Here is a 15,252-nt window from a genome sequence, read left to right as displayed (position 1 = left end):
ACCCTTGCGCCACAGTGGAGGTGGCATCGCTTCGATGCCGCCCACGCCACCCAGCGCAGAGGAGTCGCTCGACATGACCGGCACGACGTCCGAGGAACTGCTCGCCGCCCAGGCCTGCTTGCGTCTGCTGCACACCGCGCGTGCCGCGCTCTCGGACCCTTCAGAGGTCCCTCCGGCCACCGCGGCCACCCTGCTCGCGGGGCCGATCGCGGAGGCCGACGACGCGCTGCGCCGCGCCGGCCTCGCGGGCAACGAAGCGGTGCTCATCGAGAGGATCTACGATCTCGCGCCGCCCCCGCGCTCCGCGGCGCAGGACGCGATCCCCGGGGTGACCCGCCCCCGGGCGCGGGAAGGCAGCCAGTCATGAGCGCGGAAGCGGGAAGCCCGCAAGAGGGCAACTCCGCGTACGGGCAGAAGGAGTTCAAGCGCTCCAAGAGCCATTTCGCGGACCGGGTGACTGCCGACGGCTCCGACGGCTGGCCCGTCGAGGCGGGGCGTTACCGCCTGGTGGTGAGCCGCGCCTGCCCCTGGGCCGGCCGCGCGCTGGTCTCCAGGCGTCTGCTCGGTCTGGAGGGCGCCCTGTCCCTGGGCGTCACCGACCCGATCCAGGACGACCGGAGCTGGCGGTTCACGCTGGACCCCGGCGGCCGCGATCCCGTCCTCGGCATCCGCTTCCTCAGTGAGGCCTACGAGGCGCGCGAGAGCGGCTATCCGGGCGGTGTCAGCGTGCCCGCGCTCGTGGACGTGCCGAGCGGCAAGCTGGTCACGAACGACTTCCAGCAGATCACCCTGGACTTCGCCACGCAGTGGACGGCGCTGCACCGCGAAGGAGCGCCCGACCTGTATCCGGAGCCGCTGCGCGACGAGATCGACTCGACGATGGAGGGCATCTTCCGCGACGTCAACAACGGCGTGTACCGCGCGGGCTTCGCCCCCGACCAGCGTACGTACGAAGCGGCGTGCCGCGATGTGTTCCGCCGCCTGGAGGCGACCTCCGAGCGACTGGCGAGCCGCCGCTATCTGGTCGGGGAGACGATCACGGAAGCGGACATCCGGCTGTTCAGCACGCTGGTGCGGTTCGACGCGGTCTACCACGGCCACTTCAAGTGCAACCGCTGGAAGCTGGCCGAGGACCCGGTGCTGTGGGCGTACGCCCGGGATCTGTTCCAGACCCCGGGGTTCGGGGACACCATCGACTTCGACCACATCAAGCGGCACTACTACCAGGTGCACTCGGGCATCAATCCGACCGGCATCGTGCCGCTCGGACCCGACCTCGCCGGGTGGCTGACGCCACACCACCGCGAGGAGCTGGGCGGCCGGCCGTTCGGCGACGGCACACCGCCCGGACCCGTCCCGGCCGGGGAGGAGGTCCCGGTGTCCGGGCGGCCCTGATCCGCGCCGCCCCCCGCTCCACGGACGGCGGAGGCCGACGCGTTCTCCCGCCCTACGAGGTCAGTGCGGTCGCCAGGTGAACTTGTCGCCGCCCACCCAGCGCACGGCGTCCGGATCGTCGAGGTCGTGCACGGTGATGCCTGCCATCACGGCCGCGTCCAGGACGTCCGTAATGGTCTTCGCCTTGCCGACCACCTCGCCGTCGATCTCCACGACGCGGAACGGCGGGCTGCCGGGCTGGACACGGAGGACGGTGATCCGGGGGTGCGCCTCGTACGGGTACTCGCTCATGTTCGGAACTCTTCCACGGCGAGCCGTTCGTCGCTCACCCTCGCCAGGCCCCTCCCGGGGTCCGGAACGCGGCGTCCGGGTGTCATCCGTTTGATCGGGCGGGGTGTCATTCGCTTGGATGGCGCGGTCGACGCGGGGTTGTTCGGGGAGGGGGCGCACAGTGGTGGGGAGGCGGTCGCTCGGGCGGCGGTTCGGGTGGCTGTGGGCGGCGTACGCGGTCAGTACGTTCGGTACGCGGCTGGCGTTCGACGCGTTTCCCCTGATCGCGATCCTGGTGCTGCACAACGGCCCCACGGAAGTGGCTCTCCTCGCCGCGTCGGGGCTCGCGGTGGGCGCGGCGGTCGCGGTGCCCCTCGGGCCCTGGGTCGAGTTCCGCCGCAAGCAGCCGGTGATGGTCGCGATGGATCTCGTGCGGTTCGCGGCGCTGGTGAGCGTTCCCGCGGCGTACGCGCTCGGGCTGCTCGGCTTCGCGCAGCTGCTCGTCGTGTCGGTGGTGGTCGCCGCGGCCGACATCACGTTCGGCGCGGCCTCCGCTGCTTTCCTCAAGACGCTCGTCCCGCCGCGGGACCTGCTCGTCGCGAACGGGCGGTTCGAGTCGACGGCCTGGACGGCCACCATGCTCGGGCCGCCTCTCGGCGGGGCGGCGATCGGCCTGTTCGGCCCCGTGATGACGGTGACCGCCGACGCGGTCAGCTATCTGCTCTCGGCCGTGGGCATCCGGGCGATCGGCGGAAAGGAACCCCACCCCGTCCGCACCGGTGCGCCCGCCCGGCTTCGGGGCAGGGATCTGCTCGACGGGTGGCGCTACATCCTGGCCGATCCGAATCTGCGTCCGTTGTTCTTCAACACGGTGCTGGTGAACGGCCTGATCATGGCGGCCACGCCGCTGCTCGCGGTGCTGATGCTGGGCAGCCTAGGCTTCGCGCCCTGGCAGTACGGCCTCGCCTTCGCCGTCCCCTGTATCGGCGGCCTGATCGGCTCACGGCTCGCCCCGCCCCTCGTGGCACGGTTCGGGCAGCGCACGGTCCTGCTCGCCTCGGGGGTGCTGCGCGTGTGCTGGCCCGTGGGGCTCGCCCTCGTCCACCCCGGCGTCAGCGGGCTCTTCCTCGTCATGGTCGTCGAGTTCGGCGTGATCACCTGCTGCGGTGTGTACGCTCCGGTGCTCGCCACGTACCGCCTCGAACAGATCCCGGCGGACCGTGTGGTCCGCACCCTGTCCGCCTGGTCGGTCACCGGCAAGACCACCACGGCGGCCATGACCGCCCTGTGGGGGCTGCTGGCCGCCGCCGCCGGCCCGCGCGCCGCGATCGCGATCGCGGGCCTGCTCATGCTGGCCACCCCGCTGCTGCTGCCCCGGCGGGAGCGTGCGGCACCGAAACCGGCCGCTGTCGTGGGCGACTAGGGCCTGTCCGGGGTGGCAGGTGGCCCATCGCCCCTCAACCTCAAGTCCAGGGTTAGTCTTCGGCCGGGGATCGTGTTGGTCCGAGGGCCACTCAGCGGCGTCCGCCCAGCGATCCGGGAGTACGCCCGGTGAAGCGCCGGGCGGCGCGGGTGAGGTGCGCCTGATCCGCGAAGCCTGCTTCGGCGGCGGCCCCCGCGATGCCCTCCGCGCCTCCCGCACCTCCCGCTCCGACAAGCGAGCCGAACGCTTCCCGCAGCCGACGCCACTGGCGCATGGTGGCCAGCGGAACGCCGATCTCCGCCGCGACCAGGGCGCGCAGCCGGGCCGGTGAGAGGCCCAGCTCGGCGGCGACGGCGTCGATGCGAGAGGCGCGCACCGATGCCCGTACGGCATGGAGGGCACGCGGATCGACACCCGGCCGCGCCCCGGCGAACGCGGCCGCTTCCGTCCCCAGCGCCTCCGCGTCCAGGCCTCCACCGGTACCGCTGCTCGCGGCGTCGAGGAGCCGCCGCACGGCCCGCCCGTCCAACCACGTCGGCGAGGCGGGGTCGGCCCGCAGACACCAGGCCTCGACGAAGACGGCGACGAACGCGGACGAGGTGGCGCAGACGTGCGCGTACTGCGGTGGCACCAGCACGCCCGCCCCCACCGACTCCCCCACCACGGCGTGACCACCCAGCGGCAGGACGAGCTTCCAGGCCGGGTGCCGGTGCCATGCCACTTCGTAGGCACGGGATTCGGCGAAGACGGCGAGGTCACCGGCGAGGGCGAGCACCGGCGGCGCGGTCGGCCTCACCGACGCGACCGGGCCCCGCGATGCGACCGAGTCCCGCACGGCCGGGTCCCGCGACGCGGCCGGGTCCCGGCCGGGCAGCAACGCTGTCGTCCGGCCCCGCCCGGGAACGCCACCGCACCCCCAAGCGTTCTGTTCAATACGCGTCTCGGGCCCCATCGCGACCATCGCCGCATGCACACCCTCGCCGCCCTTGCCCTCGCCGTCTTCCTGTCCTGCACGGCTGTCGCCCACGTCGTGCTCCCCGCGTACTTCCGCACCCTGGTCCCGGCCTGGATGCCGGCGCCCACCATCATCGTCGCCGTCAGCGCCGTCGCCGAACTGGCGGTCGCGGGGCTGCTGTTCTTCCCCGTCACGCGTGGCGCAGGAGGCTGGGCCGCCGTCGTACTGCTCGCCGTCTTTCAGGTCTCACATCTGGACGCGGCGCGGCACACCCGTACCGCCGTGCGGTTCCTCGACACGCGGCCGGGAGTGGCGGCGCGGATCGTCGTGAACGCCGCGTATCTCGCCTGGGCGGGGGCGGTCGCGATCGCCAGTTGTTAATGGGATCCATTTTCATATAGCGTCGGGTGCGCCACCCGCCCCCACATCCCAGGAGGACCCCATGGCCGTACCCAAGCGCAAGATGTCCCGCAGCAACACCCGCCACCGCCGAGCCCAGTGGAAGGCCAGCACCCCGCAGCTGGTGCCCGTCACCGTGGACGGCGAGCGGCACATGGTCCCGCAGCGGCTGCTCAAGGCGTACGAACGCGGCCTGCTGCGCCCGGAGGGCTGAGGGAGCCGCCCCGCACGGCGCCTCAGGTCAGCCGGCGCAGCAGGTCGGCGCAGGCCGTCGCCTCGTCCCGGTGGCGGGCCAGAGGGGGGCGCATTCCCCGTTCGTAGGTCCCGACTTCCCACGCCCTGAGCGCCGACCGCAGTTCCCGGACGTCCATGAAGTTCACCTCTCTTGGTGGCGCGGGCCGCGGGCTGCTCTCGCCGGGCGGCGGTCAGCCGGTGACGGGCTCCAGGTAGCCGTGGTCGAGCAGCCACTTCACGTTGAGACGCTGGCCCTCGCCCGGGTTCAGGAAGACCCGGTCCAGCTTGATCTGCTGGCTGCCGCCCGGCTGTTCGCGTCCCGGGTGTTGAGGTTCTGCGGCGGCAGGGCGCGCTCGGCGTAGGAGTCACCCGCGGGCGCCAGATACGAGCCGTACTCCGAACCGAAGCGGTCGAGCCGCTTCCCGGCGTCCAGGCGCTCGGGGTGCTTGTCGACCTGTCCGTTGACCGTCTCGAAACCGTCGTTGGGCGGGTACTTCCAGCTGCCGGTGTCCGCGGGGCCCTCCCAGTACTTCTTGAGGAAGGCCTTCGGCGACAGCTTGCCCGTGCGCTTCCAGTTCTTCAGGAGCGGACCGACGGGACGCTGCCACTTCTTGGGGAGCCATGCCGGGCCGAGGCGGGAGTCCCCTCGTAACTCCCCTGCACACGGCTCGTGCGCCGCTCCGGCGGCCACCGGAGGCGCGGGGGCGGCGGTGGCCGTGGCACTCGCTGCGGGCGCCGCCGTCATGGCGGCGGCGACACCCAGCGTGGCCAGGACGGTCCGGATCCGGGTCACATGACTGTGGCCCACGCGTCAACTCCTCGTATGTCGGTGCGCGTTGGCAAATGGCCCGCACACCGTATCGGAGCGATGGCGCTCAGTGGTCAACTCCCGGCTGGTTCGAGGCGGTAGGCGTCCGCGCACCGGTCGGCTGCGCACACCGGTCGGCTACGCGCCGCGTACGAACGGGTCGCCACGAGCAGGCCCGCGCCCAGGCCGCCGAAGGACATGCCGCCGAAGGCCACCATCCAGGCCAGCCCCTCGGTGGTGGTGAACACCCCGACCGGTTCGAGTCCCGGCACCACACCGACCGCGCTCAGCAGGGCGTATACGAGGAGTCCGGTGCCGTAGACCGAGAGGGCTCCGCCGGTGAGCCAGGCGGGGATCAACGGCAGCAGCCGCGGCACGCGCCGACCGGCGAGCAGCGGCGTCCAGCGCGGGAACACCTGCCCCCAGCGGTACATGAGGCCGGCCAGCAGGAAGACGCCGAGCAGCGCCGCGAGCACGGACACGTCGACGCCGACCGAGGCCAGGGCCCGCGAGGCACCCGTCGCCTCCGCCTCGACGTCGTTCCGCCAGGCCTCACCGCTCACACCGATGGCGTCGCCGCCGAAGAGCCAGACGGTCTTGACCACGGCCCAGGGCAGCAGCCCGCACAGGAGGACGTACGCCGTCACGCGGGTCCGTGCCGACGCGGTGGTGGCGGGCGGGTGGGTCAAGGCGGTCCACATGCCTTCGCCCGACCCGTCGTGCACCTGCCCGCAGCGGGCGCACCGTCCGCGCAGCCTGCGCCGATGTGCCACGGCGACCATGGCGAGGAGTCCGGCGCCACACGTGTTCAGGAGCGTATGGACGAGCCCTGTCGCGCTCTCCACTCCGGAGCCCGACGCGAGCGTCACGAAATGTATCGGCAGTCCGATCGTGCCCCAGCCGAAGGCGGGGATCAGGAGCGCGAGCAACGCCCCTGCCGCCATCCGGCCCCTTCGGGAGCGGTTCCCGGTCGCCACCGCGCAGACGCCCGCGGCCAGCACCGCGAGACCCGCCTGGGCGAGCAGGAAGGCCACCGGTTGGTACGTGTGTGCCCTGAGCGGCACGGCGGTGCCCGTCGCGGCCCAGCCGCCGATGACCGCGGCGTACAGAGCGCCCCAGACCTGCGCGACGAGGGGAGCCCAGTCGGGCCAGGGGCGGCGCCGGGGGGCGGGCGGGCCGCCGGCTCTTCGCCATGCGCGCCTGATGTCGGGGGTGTGCGAGGGGGCCGTCAATGTTTCCTCCCGGGGCCGGAGATCGCCGTACCCGTCGAGGCTTGCGCGTGAGCGGCGCCATGGCGTCGCCCTCCGGGACCGGTCGCCTCCGCCGGGCGGCGGACCCCGGGAGCCGCGGCTCACCCTGTGGGGGTCGGTCGCGGCGCACGGCGGTGCGTCACTTGTCGGCCCGATCTTGGAGGGGGCACTGTGGCTGGCACATCCGTCACCACCGGCCCACGAGGTGCGGCGATGAACAGGGAGTGCAGCCATGGACAGGGGAACAGGGTCGGCCGGGGCCCGGGGTAGCCGTCCGGGGCGTCGGCGGTTCATCGGAGCGCTGGCGGGGGCGGCCGCGGCGGGGGCGCTGTCCTCCACCGCGGCCTGCGCCTCCCCGGAGCCGCCGGACCGCGACAGCACAGACAGCACGCGCGAGGGCTCGCCGCGCAAGGACCCCGACCCGTCGGCGGCTCATCCTCCGGGCCGTGAGCGGCAGTTGTTCGTGGGGACGTACACCTCCCAGGAGGGCGGCGGGTCGGGCATCACTCTGGCGACCTACGACGAGACGACGGGCCGTGTCACCGGCACCGGGACGCTCGGTGGCGTGCCCGACCCCTCCTACCTGGCACTGCACCCCTCGGGCCGCACGCTCTACGCCGTCAGCGAGCGGGACAAGGGCCAAGTGACCGCGGTCGCGCTCTCCCCCGGCGGCAAGCACGAGGTCCTCGGGACGCGCGGCACCGGCGGCGCGGGCCCCTGTCACCTCTCGGTGCACCCGAGCGGCCGCTGGCTGCTCAGCGCGAACTACCGTTCCGGCAGCGTGGCCGTGCACCCCATCGCCGCGTCCGGTGCGCTGGGCGAGCGTACGGACGTGGTCAGGCACACCTCGCCGCCACCGGGGCCGGGCCAGGAGGGACCGCACGCGCACCAGATCGTCACGTCCCCGGACGGCCGCCACATCCTCGCCGTCGACCTCGGCAACGACACCGTCTACACCTACCGGCTCGACGGCGACGCGGGCACGCTCCGCCGGGTGTCCCAGGCGATCCTGCGGCCCGGCGCGGGGCCACGCCATCTCGCCTTCCACCCCTCGGGGCGCTTCGCCTACCTCGCCAACGAGGTGGACGACACGGTCGTCGTCTGCGCCTACGATCCCGGCACCGGCCGCCTCACACCGGGTGAACCGCAGTCGACGGGTTCGGGCGGCGGTACCAACTACCCGGCACAGTTCGTGGTGACGCGCGAGGGGCGCTTCGCCTTCCTCGCCAACCGGGGCCACAACAGCCTCGCACGGTACGCGGTCGAGGGCGGCGGCGCCCGGCTGCGGCTCCTGGACACGGTGCCGGTGCGCGGGGACTTCCCCCGGCACCTGGCCCTCTCCCCCTCCGAGCGGCTGCTGTTCACCGCGAACCAGAAGTCGGACTCGGTGTCCGTGTTCCACGTCGACCGGCGCGGCGGTGGACTGCGCCCCGCGGGCGAGCCGTTCGCGGCACCGGCCGCGGTGTGCGCGCTGCCCGGGCCGCCCGCCGACCGGGTCAGGGCTTCGTGAAGCCTACGTCGCGGGCCTGGGCGACGACCTCGACCTCGTCGCCGAGGGCCCACTCGGCGACGCGCGAGACGACCGCGGCGGGCACCAGGTCGCTGATGCCCTCGGCGGCCGGAATGTCGTACGTCGCATGGGCGTCGTGCGGCAGGACGACACGGAAGCCGAGGTCCAGGGCAGTGCGCGCGGTGGCGCTCACGCACATCTCGGACATGACGCCGCAGAGGGCCAAGTCCGTGGCCCCGGCCTCCCGCAGCAGCTCCTCCAGGCGGGTCTCCTCGAAACCGTCGTCCACCGTCTTGCGCAGGACGACCTCGCCGCGGCCGGCGTCCACGGGCAGGTGGACGCGCCAGCCGGGAGTGTCCGGTTCATCGCAGGCGCCGGGCTCCCCGTCGTTCTGCAACTGGACGACGAGCGCGCCGCTCTCGCGGGCCCGGGCCATGAGGTCGCCGACCACGCCGAGCAGGCGGCCCGCCTCGGGCACCGCCTCGTGGCCGCTGACGAAGGCGGACTGCATGTCTATGACGATCAGCGCCTGGACGGGCGCGAGGGACTTCGGTTGCGCATTCACCCCGCCATCATGCCCGCCACACCGCGACGAGGGGCGCCGCCGTCGGTAACGTACGTGCGTATGAGCACGGAACTGACCGTTCTCCTCGTCTGCGCAGCCGTTCTGGTCGCCGCGACGCTCGCCGTCGCGATCGTGTTGCTCATACGCCTCGTCCGTACCCGCCGCGCCCTGCGCAGAGCCGGGCTTCCCGTCGAACGGCAGTGGGTCTTCTGGGGCGCGGTGGCCTATCTCGTCCTGCCCGCGGACCTGCTGCCCGACCCCGTCTACCTGGACGACATCGGGGTGCTGCTCCTCGCGCTGCGGTCGATGCGGTCAGCGCGGTCAACGCAGCCGATGCGGTCAACCGCCGACGGGCCGCCCGCGCCGGGCCGTTGACAGGCGGGCCCTCGCCAGCAGGGCGTGCATGCACTCCGTCACCTGGGAGACGTCCTCGACGGCCTGGTGGAACGGCAGGCGTACGTCGGCCTGGCTGCGGGCGCGTTCGAGGCGCAGGGAGATCCCGTGCCGGTCGAGGGCGAGCGGGCGGACCCGCACGACGCCCTGGAGGCTGTCCGGGCTGATGAGGCGGGTGAGCTGTTCGACGGCGTCCGGGTGGGCGTCGGCGAGATGGGTGAGCAGCCGCGACTCGGCCTCGGCGAGCGGATCGGGCATGGTCAGGGCGAGTTCGTCGAGTTCGATGCCCTCGCGTTCGCCGTTCGAATCGTGCAGCACCGCGCATGTCGGTTCGAAGACGAGGTGCTCGTCGTCGTAGGCCAGCGACCCCGAGAGCCACAGGCGCGCGCGGATCCGGTCCCTGAGCGGTACGGGGGCGACGTCGGCGAACTCGACCAGCGTGGACGGCTCGCCGTGCGGCGCGCAGATGAGGGCGGCGGCGAGCGCGCTGTCCTCGGGCGGGCGCAGCCGCAGCCTGCCGTCGTCGGTGACGCTGTGGGCGCCCACGAGTTCGTCCCTGCCGATCTCCGTGGTCACCGCGCAGGACCATGCGGTGGCGAGCACTGATCGAGCGCGTGCCGCCGCTGTGGGCACGGTCGTGCTGCTGTGACGGACACCCATTTCCAACCTCCATTAGGTAAGCCTTGCCTAACTTATCGGAGATCGCGGGGCGGGGCCAGTACGCGTACGAGTCCGCGCGCGTCCCCCACGGCATGGCACGCGCGCCGGCCCCCACCCATGACAACGGCCCTGCATGACAACGGCCCCGCGTGGCGAACCACGCGGGGCCGTACCGGTGCCGAAGGCGTCAGTGCCCTCGGGCGATCCACTCCGCCAGTTGCGGCGCCTCGGCGCCGATCGTGGTGCTGTCCCCGTGCCCGGTGCGCACCACCGTCTCGGGCGGCAGCGTCAGCAGCCGCTCCCTGATGGACTCCACGATCGTCGGGAAGTCGCTGAAGGAGCGGCCCGTGGCGCCAGGACCGCCCGCGAAGAGCGTGTCGCCGGTGAAGACGGTGCCGAGGGCCGGGGCGTACAGGCTGACCGCGCCGTGACAGTGGCCCGGTGTGTGCAGCACCTTCAAAGCCGTGTCCGCGACGGTCAGTTCCTGTCCGTCGGCCAGCTCGCCGTCCGGGGCGCGATCGGGATGCTTCTGCTTCCACAGCTCGGTGTCGGCCGGGTGCAGCAGGATCGGCGCGCCGGTGCGGGCGGCCAGCGCCGGGGCCGCGTCGATGTGGTCGTCGTGCGCGTGGGTGCAGACGATCGCGACGAGCCGCCGCTCCCCCACCGCCTCCGCGATGGCGTCCGCGTCGTGCGCGGCGTCGATGACGACGCACTCGCTGTCGTCACCCACGATCCATACGTTGTTGTCGACCTCCCAGGTGCCGCCGTCCAGGGAGAAGGTCCCGGAGGTGACGAGGTGGTCGACGCGCGCGCCCGACGCGTTTGCCCGGGGCTCGGCCGCCATCAGAACATCACCACCGAACGCAGGACGTCGCCGTGTCGCATCCGCTCGAAGGCCTTCTCCACGTCCTCCAGAGCGATGGTCTCCGTGACGAACGCGTCCAGGTCGAGGCGCCCCTGACGGTGGAGGTCGATGAGCATCGGGAAGTCGCGCGAGGGCAGGCAGTCCCCGTACCAGCTCGACTTCAGCGCGCCGCCGCGGCCGAAGACGTCCAGGAGCGGCAGCTCGATCCTCATGTCCGGAGTCGGGACCCCGACCAGGACGACCGTGCCCGCCAGATCACGGGCGTAAAAGGCCTGTTCGTACGTCTCCGGCCGGCCGACCGCCTCGATGACGACGTCGGCGCCGTAGCCGCCGGTCAGCTCGCGCACGGCCTCGACCGGGTCGGAGGAGCGGGAGTTGACGGTGTGGGTGGCGCCCAGGACCTTGGCCGTCTCCAGCTTCTTGTCGTCGATGTCCACGGCGATGATCTTCGCGGCGCCGGCGAGGCGGGCGCCCATGACGGCGGCGTTGCCGACCCCGCCGCAGCCGATGACGGCGACGGAGTCGCCACGGCCGACGTTCCCGGTGTTGAGGGCGGCGCCGATGCCGGCCATCACGCCACAGCCGAGGAGACCGGCCGCGGCGGGCGAGGCGTCCGGGTCGACCTTCGTGCACTGCCCGGCGGCGACGAGGGTCTTCTCCGCGAAGGCGCCGATGCCGAGGGCGGGCGAGAGTTCGGTGCCGTCGGCCAGGGTCATCTTCTGCCGCGCGTTGTGCGTGTCGAAGCAGTACTGGGGGCGGCCGCGCAGACAGGCACGGCACTGGCCGCACACGGCACGCCAGTTGAGGATCACGAAGTCGCCCGGCGCGACCTCGGTGACGCCCTCGCCGACCGACTCGACCACGCCCGCCGCCTCGTGCCCGAGCAGGAAGGGGAAGTCGTCGTTGATGCTGCCCTCGCGGTAGTGCAGATCGGTGTGGCAGACCCCGCACGCCTGGACCTTCACCACGGCTTCCCCCGGGCCCGGATCCGGGACGGTGATCGTCTCGATCCGTACCGGCTCGCCCTTCGCGCGGGCGATCACGCCCTGCACCTGCTGCGCCATGACTTCAGCCCTTCTTCGTCTCCGCGTCTTTCCCGCCCATCGTTACAGGTCGCACGCGCCGTGTCCCGAGCGGCACCGGAACGCGCCCGAGCGCCGCGCCACCTAGGGTGATCGCGTGCGTGATCTCGCTGCCCAGGCCCTGCTGCCGGTCGACACGGCGCTCGCCGTGGCCCTGCTCGTGCTGCTGCTTGTCGCCGCCGCGACGGCGGCCGTCTTCCGGCTCGCGCCCGACGCGTCGCGTGGCCGGGCCCGCGAGGTCCTGGTCGCGGGGGTCCGCGCGACGGCGCAACTGGCCGCGGTCTCCCTGGCGATCGGCTGGGTGGTGCACCACACGGCGGCGCTCTTCGCCTTCCTGCTGCTCATGTTCGCGGTGGCCGCGCGCACCGCCGGGCGGCGCATCACCCCGAACGGCACGTGGTGGTGGGCGGCGCTGCCGGTCGCGAGCCCTGTCGTCCCGGTCGTGGCCTGTCTGACCCTGGCCGGACTGCTTCCGGTACGGGGCATCGCCATGATCCCCGTGACGGGCATCCTCATCGGCGGCGCGCTGACGGCGACGGTGCTCGCCGGGCGCCGCTGCCTCGATGAACTGCGCACCCGGCACGGCGAGTTCGAGGCGGGCCTGGCCCTCGGCCTCGCCGAGCGCGACGCCCGCCTGGAGCTGATCCGCCCAGCCGCCTCGGACGCCCTCCTGCCCGGCCTCGACCAGACCCGCACGGTCGGGCTCGTCACCCTCCCCGGCGCCTTCGTCGGCATGCTCCTGGGCGGGGCGTCCCCGGTGCTCGCGGGCGCCGTGCAGCTCTTCGTCCTGATCGCCCTGATGGCTGTTCAGGCGCTGGCCGTGGCCCTCACCGTCGAACTGGTCGCCCGGGGGCGCCTGCACCGCGCGGAGCCGGGCCCTTCGCCACGGGTGCCGGGTCGGGCGTAGGCTCGGCCACTATGTCTGTCTACGAAGAAGAAATCGGCGCCCTGCGCGGCGGCTCGGCCGACCTGCGCCAGTTCGAGGGCAAGACCGTCCTCGTCGTCAACGTCGCCTCCAAGTGCGGGCTCACCCCGCAGTACGCGGGCCTTGAGCGCCTGCACGAGCAGTACGGGCCGCGCGGCTTCAGCGTGCTCGGCGTGCCCTGCAACCAGTTCATGGGCCAGGAGCCCGGCACGTCCGAGGAGATCGCCGAGTTCTGCTCGGCGACGTACGGCGTGACCTTCCCGATGACGGAGAAGGTGGATGTCAACGGCGCGGACAGGCACCCGCTGTACGCGCGCCTGGTCGACACGGCGGACGCCGAGGGACACACGGGCGACATCCGCTGGAACTTCGAGAAGTTCCTGGTCAACGGCTCGGGTGAGGTCGTCGCCCGCTTCGGCCCGCGGGTCGAGCCGGACGCGCCCGAGGTCATCGCCGCCCTCGAGAAGAACCTCCCCGCCTGACACGCGGGCTCCTGAAGCCCCAGGTCCTCGCGAGGCCGGTTCGCCCTTCGGCACCCGAGCCTGTTCGGGCGGCGCGCGCCCCGGCCGCCCAGCCGGCCGGGAGCTGTGCGCCCCGGCCCGCACCGGATGCACGAAGAGGCCGGCGACGCCGTAGGTAACCGGCCGCGATGGCCGCGACCGCGTGCTGGACCTGCGCGACCGCGTACAGGCCGTCGTCTTCGCCTACGAGACGGGTCTGGTCACCCCGGGCGGGAGCGCCTAGACGGTCGTTCCAAGGTCAGCGGCGGGGGTCGGCATCAGCCGCCCCGGCGCGGTGGCGCGTACACGGCGTCGAGTACGAGAGCCAGCAGACGGTCGGCCTGTTCGGTGTCTTCGTGGTGGGGCGTGGAGAGTGCGATCCCGGTGATGAGCCGGACCAGGTCATCGGCGGTCAGGTCGGCGCGAGCGGCTCCCTGATGCTGCGCCCGGGTGAGCAGGCCGGCCGCCGCGTTCAGGATCAACTGATGGCAGTCCGGGCCGGGCACGCCGGGGTCGTTGACCATCAGCGCGCTGCCCATGCCGTGGTGGGCGCGGGCGTGGGCCAGGAACGCGCCCAGCCAGTGCCGCAGGGCGTCGTCGGCGGAGTCCGAGGTGCGCAGTTTCTCCGCCTGCTCGCACAGGGCCTCAATCCGGTCTCCGAGTACCGCGGTCAGCAGGGTCTGGCGGTTCGGGAAGTGCCGGTACAAGGTTCCCGGGCCCACGCCGGCCCGGCGGGCGATCTCGTTGAGGGACGCCTCGGGACCGGCTTCGGTGAACACTTCGTGCGCGGCGGTTACCAGGCGCTCCCGGTTGAGGCGCGCGTCCGCGCGCCTCAACCGCTGGGTGGCGCGGTCGCGTCCGGTCGTCATCAGTCCTGCCCTTCAAGTGTCTCCGGAGACAGGCCTCCGGAGACAGGCCTGCGGGGATAGATCTGCGGGGATAGCCAAGTGGAGAAGTTCTCCGTATCGTAGCGGCCCTCAACCGGAGAACCTCTCCGGAAAGCTCCAACCGAGGAGTACTCATGACGGACGGCCCATCGGCAGCGCTCGGCCGGGTCGGGATCTGGACCTTCGCCTACGACCAGCAGCCCGCCGCACGCGTGCGGGAATCGGCCGCGGAAATCGAGGAACTGGGCTACGGAGCCCTCTGGTACGGAGAGGCCTTCGGCCGCGACACGGTGGGCCAGGCGTGGCTGCTTCTGTCGGCGACCCGTCACCTCACGGTCGCGTCCGGCATCGCCAATATCGCCTTCCGGGAACCGAACGCGACCGCCGCCGCGGCGCGCACGCTCGGCGAGGCCTTCCCGGGACGCTACGTACTCGGCCTGGGCGGACACCGCGTCGACGACACCGTTCACGAAGTGGACGGCTACCCCGTGCCGACCCGTGGCAGGGCGGTGGCCACGATGCGCTCCTACCTGGAGGCCATGGACGCGTCGCCCGTCCATGGCCTGACGGCGGATCCGGCCCCCCGTCGCCTACTGGCCGCCCTGGGACCGAAGATGCTGGAGCTGGCCGCCGACCGCACCTGGGGCGCGCACACGTATTTCGTACCCGTCGAGCACACCGCACGGGCACGCCAGATCATGGGGGCGGACGCGTTTCTCGGGGTCGAGCAGGCCGTCGTGCTCGACCATGACCTCGACCGAGCCCGGGAGGTGGCCACGGCGCACGTCGCCGGGTACCTCGCGATGGCCCCGCACCAGGAGGCGAACGTCCGCCGCCTCGGCTTCGGGGACGAGGACATCGTCGGCGGCCCGAGTCGCAGACTGGTGGACGCGATCGTCGCCTACGGAGACACGGACGCGATCCACCGACGCGTGCGGCAGCACCTCGAAGCGGGCGCCAGCCACGTCTGCCTGCAAGCACTGACCGCCGACCCGGCCGGCCTGCCGCGACGGGAATGGCGCGAGCTCGCCCCCGCTCTGACGCACCTCTGAGATGGGCTGATCCCGTGCGCCGCAAGCGAGGTGACGGGGTGATACCTCCAGCCGGGCGAAGCCGATCTGCGGACTCGGG

At 72.6% G+C, this 15,252-nt stretch carries 19 protein-coding genes and 2 pseudogenes; 11 read left to right on the top strand and 10 right to left on the bottom strand.

All coding sequences use genetic code 11. The features are described 5' to 3' along the window. The first annotated feature begins 73 nt into the window (after positions 1 to 73). Together CP975_RS32905 and CP975_RS32900 are read left to right on the top strand one after the other, a co-directional pair. A complete protein-coding gene (locus CP975_RS32905; RefSeq protein ID WP_055534408.1) occupies positions 74 to 367 on the top strand; it encodes a hypothetical protein in 294 nt (97 codons plus the stop codon). Next, positions 364 to 1,395: a glutathione S-transferase family protein gene (locus CP975_RS32900; protein ID WP_055534407.1), complete on the top strand. Its 1,032-nt coding sequence runs from the start codon at positions 364 to 366 to the stop codon at positions 1,393 to 1,395. The genes CP975_RS32905 and CP975_RS32900 overlap by 4 nt, the downstream gene beginning before the upstream one ends. Before the next feature lie 60 nt (positions 1,396 to 1,455). Here CP975_RS32900 and CP975_RS32895 read toward each other — a convergent pair whose 3' ends face one another. Then, positions 1,456 to 1,686, bottom strand: a complete 231-nt coding sequence (locus tag CP975_RS32895) for a hypothetical protein (protein WP_055534406.1) — start codon at positions 1,684 to 1,686, stop codon at positions 1,456 to 1,458. 160 nt (positions 1,687 to 1,846) lie between these two features. On the opposite strand from CP975_RS32895, the gene CP975_RS32890 reads away from it, so the two are divergent. Then, positions 1,847 to 3,088 (top strand): MFS transporter, encoded by a 1,242-nt coding sequence (locus CP975_RS32890; protein WP_055534405.1) that lies wholly within the window; start codon positions 1,847 to 1,849, stop codon positions 3,086 to 3,088. Positions 3,089 to 3,179: 91 nt separating this feature from the next. Here the strand turns inward: CP975_RS32890 and CP975_RS36085 are convergent, their stop codons facing one another. Beyond that, a complete protein-coding gene (locus CP975_RS36085) occupies positions 3,180 to 3,884 on the bottom strand; it encodes a helix-turn-helix domain-containing protein (RefSeq protein ID WP_246201709.1) in 705 nt (234 codons plus the stop codon). A gap of 171 nt (positions 3,885 to 4,055) precedes the next feature. Here CP975_RS36085 and CP975_RS32875 point away from each other — a divergent pair, with 171 nt between their 5' ends. Continuing rightward, complete coding sequence (locus CP975_RS32875) at positions 4,056 to 4,424, top strand: hypothetical protein (protein WP_055534404.1); 369 nt, start codon at positions 4,056 to 4,058, stop codon at positions 4,422 to 4,424. Between the two features lie 61 nt (positions 4,425 to 4,485). Then, on the top strand, positions 4,486 to 4,656 hold the full coding sequence (gene rpmF / locus CP975_RS32870) for a 50S ribosomal protein L32 (RefSeq protein WP_055534402.1): 171 nt from the start codon (positions 4,486 to 4,488) through the stop codon (positions 4,654 to 4,656). A gap of 22 nt (positions 4,657 to 4,678) precedes the next feature. On the opposite strand, the gene CP975_RS36280 is transcribed toward rpmF, so the two are convergent. The 3 genes and pseudogenes from CP975_RS36280 to CP975_RS32860 form a co-directional block, all read right to left on the bottom strand. Beyond that, positions 4,679 to 4,813, bottom strand: coding sequence for a hypothetical protein (locus CP975_RS36280; RefSeq protein WP_281292895.1), 135 nt, complete (start codon positions 4,811 to 4,813; stop codon positions 4,679 to 4,681). A 54-nt stretch (positions 4,814 to 4,867) separates the two neighbouring features. Continuing rightward, a pseudogene (locus CP975_RS32865) lies at positions 4,868 to 5,469 on the bottom strand (TNT domain-containing protein). Between the two features lie 89 nt (positions 5,470 to 5,558). After that, complete coding sequence (locus CP975_RS32860; RefSeq protein ID WP_246201708.1) at positions 5,559 to 6,716, bottom strand: hypothetical protein; 1,158 nt, start codon at positions 6,714 to 6,716, stop codon at positions 5,559 to 5,561. 250 nt (positions 6,717 to 6,966) lie between these two features. On the opposite strand from CP975_RS32860, the gene CP975_RS32855 reads away from it, so the two are divergent. Continuing rightward, positions 6,967 to 8,244 (top strand): lactonase family protein, encoded by a 1,278-nt coding sequence (locus CP975_RS32855; protein WP_055528919.1) that lies wholly within the window; start codon positions 6,967 to 6,969, stop codon positions 8,242 to 8,244. Here CP975_RS32855 and CP975_RS32850 read toward each other — a convergent pair. After that, positions 8,231 to 8,755, bottom strand: a complete 525-nt coding sequence (locus CP975_RS32850) for an isochorismatase family protein (RefSeq protein WP_055528948.1) — start codon at positions 8,753 to 8,755, stop codon at positions 8,231 to 8,233. The two genes, CP975_RS32855 and CP975_RS32850, sit on opposite strands and share 14 nt — an antisense overlap. A 114-nt stretch (positions 8,756 to 8,869) precedes the next feature. Here CP975_RS32850 and CP975_RS32845 point away from each other — a divergent pair, with 114 nt between their 5' ends. Then, positions 8,870 to 9,184, top strand: coding sequence for a YkvA family protein (locus tag CP975_RS32845; RefSeq protein WP_055528921.1), 315 nt, complete (start codon positions 8,870 to 8,872; stop codon positions 9,182 to 9,184). Here CP975_RS32845 and CP975_RS32840 read toward each other — a convergent pair. From CP975_RS32840 to CP975_RS32830, 3 genes are all read right to left on the bottom strand, one after another. Beyond that, complete coding sequence (locus tag CP975_RS32840; RefSeq protein ID WP_055528923.1) at positions 9,149 to 9,862, bottom strand: DUF2470 domain-containing protein; 714 nt, start codon at positions 9,860 to 9,862, stop codon at positions 9,149 to 9,151. The genes CP975_RS32845 and CP975_RS32840 overlap by 36 nt on opposite strands. A 187-nt stretch (positions 9,863 to 10,049) precedes the next feature. Next, positions 10,050 to 10,706 (bottom strand): MBL fold metallo-hydrolase, encoded by a 657-nt coding sequence (locus tag CP975_RS32835; protein WP_055528925.1) that lies wholly within the window; start codon positions 10,704 to 10,706, stop codon positions 10,050 to 10,052. Beyond that, positions 10,706 to 11,791 carry an S-(hydroxymethyl)mycothiol dehydrogenase gene (locus tag CP975_RS32830; protein WP_055528927.1) on the bottom strand — a complete coding sequence of 362 codons (1,086 nt, stop codon included), beginning with the start codon at positions 11,789 to 11,791 and terminating at the stop codon, positions 10,706 to 10,708. The genes CP975_RS32835 and CP975_RS32830 overlap by 1 nt, the downstream gene beginning before the upstream one ends. Positions 11,792 to 11,906: 115 nt before the next feature. On the opposite strand from CP975_RS32830, the gene CP975_RS32825 reads away from it, so the two are divergent. From CP975_RS32825 to CP975_RS36080, 3 genes and pseudogenes are all read left to right on the top strand, one after another. After that, a complete protein-coding gene (locus tag CP975_RS32825; protein WP_055528930.1) occupies positions 11,907 to 12,716 on the top strand; it encodes an ABC transporter permease in 810 nt (269 codons plus the stop codon). Between the two features lie 11 nt (positions 12,717 to 12,727). Then, positions 12,728 to 13,216, top strand: coding sequence for a glutathione peroxidase (locus CP975_RS32820; RefSeq protein ID WP_055528932.1), 489 nt, complete (start codon positions 12,728 to 12,730; stop codon positions 13,214 to 13,216). 184 nt (positions 13,217 to 13,400) lie between these two features. After that, positions 13,401 to 13,478 (top strand): annotated as a pseudogene (locus CP975_RS36080) (DNA-binding response regulator); the annotation flags it as partial. 34 nt (positions 13,479 to 13,512) lie between these two features. Here the strand turns inward: CP975_RS36080 and CP975_RS32810 are convergent. Next, complete coding sequence (locus CP975_RS32810) at positions 13,513 to 14,103, bottom strand: TetR/AcrR family transcriptional regulator (protein WP_055528934.1); 591 nt, start codon at positions 14,101 to 14,103, stop codon at positions 13,513 to 13,515. Between the two features lie 152 nt (positions 14,104 to 14,255). Between CP975_RS32810 and CP975_RS32805 the strand changes: the two genes are divergently transcribed. Further along, positions 14,256 to 15,173 (top strand): TIGR03620 family F420-dependent LLM class oxidoreductase, encoded by a 918-nt coding sequence (locus tag CP975_RS32805; RefSeq protein WP_055528936.1) that lies wholly within the window; start codon positions 14,256 to 14,258, stop codon positions 15,171 to 15,173. Positions 15,174 to 15,252: the final 79 nt, after the last annotated feature.

Origin of the sequence: Streptomyces alboniger (genome assembly GCF_008704395.1) — a bacterium.
Lineage (GTDB): Bacteria > Actinomycetota > Actinomycetes > Streptomycetales > Streptomycetaceae > Streptomyces > Streptomyces alboniger.
This window is presented reverse-complemented; position numbering and strand designations above follow the sequence as displayed.

Bases quoted from the DNA above. Each gene is read 5' to 3' on its own strand.
- CP975_RS32855 (WP_055528919.1), top strand. From the start codon at position 6,967: ATGGACAGGGGAACAGGGTCGGCCGGGGCCCGGGGTAGCCGTCCGGGG.
- CP975_RS32850 (WP_055528948.1), bottom strand. From the start codon at position 8,755: ATGCAGTCCGCCTTCGTCAGCGGCCACGAGGCGGTGCCCGAGGCGGGC.
- rpmF (WP_055534402.1), top strand. From the start codon at position 4,486: ATGGCCGTACCCAAGCGCAAGATGTCCCGCAGCAACACCCGCCACCGC.
- CP975_RS32905 (WP_055534408.1), top strand. From the start codon at position 74: ATGACCGGCACGACGTCCGAGGAACTGCTCGCCGCCCAGGCCTGCTTG.
- CP975_RS32820 (WP_055528932.1), top strand. From the start codon at position 12,728: ATGTCTGTCTACGAAGAAGAAATCGGCGCCCTGCGCGGCGGCTCGGCC.
- CP975_RS32805 (WP_055528936.1), top strand. From the start codon at position 14,256: ATGACGGACGGCCCATCGGCAGCGCTCGGCCGGGTCGGGATCTGGACC.
- CP975_RS32900 (WP_055534407.1), top strand. From the start codon at position 364: ATGAGCGCGGAAGCGGGAAGCCCGCAAGAGGGCAACTCCGCGTACGGG.
- CP975_RS32845 (WP_055528921.1), top strand. From the start codon at position 8,870: ATGAGCACGGAACTGACCGTTCTCCTCGTCTGCGCAGCCGTTCTGGTC.
- CP975_RS32840 (WP_055528923.1), bottom strand. From the start codon at position 9,862: ATGGGTGTCCGTCACAGCAGCACGACCGTGCCCACAGCGGCGGCACGC.
- CP975_RS32835 (WP_055528925.1), bottom strand. From the start codon at position 10,706: ATGGCGGCCGAGCCCCGGGCAAACGCGTCGGGCGCGCGCGTCGACCAC.
- CP975_RS36280 (WP_281292895.1), bottom strand. From the start codon at position 4,813: ATGGACGTCCGGGAACTGCGGTCGGCGCTCAGGGCGTGGGAAGTCGGG.
- CP975_RS32895 (WP_055534406.1), bottom strand. From the start codon at position 1,686: ATGAGCGAGTACCCGTACGAGGCGCACCCCCGGATCACCGTCCTCCGT.
- CP975_RS32830 (WP_055528927.1), bottom strand. From the start codon at position 11,791: ATGGCGCAGCAGGTGCAGGGCGTGATCGCCCGCGCGAAGGGCGAGCCG.
- CP975_RS32810 (WP_055528934.1), bottom strand. From the start codon at position 14,103: ATGACGACCGGACGCGACCGCGCCACCCAGCGGTTGAGGCGCGCGGAC.
- CP975_RS32875 (WP_055534404.1), top strand. From the start codon at position 4,056: ATGCACACCCTCGCCGCCCTTGCCCTCGCCGTCTTCCTGTCCTGCACG.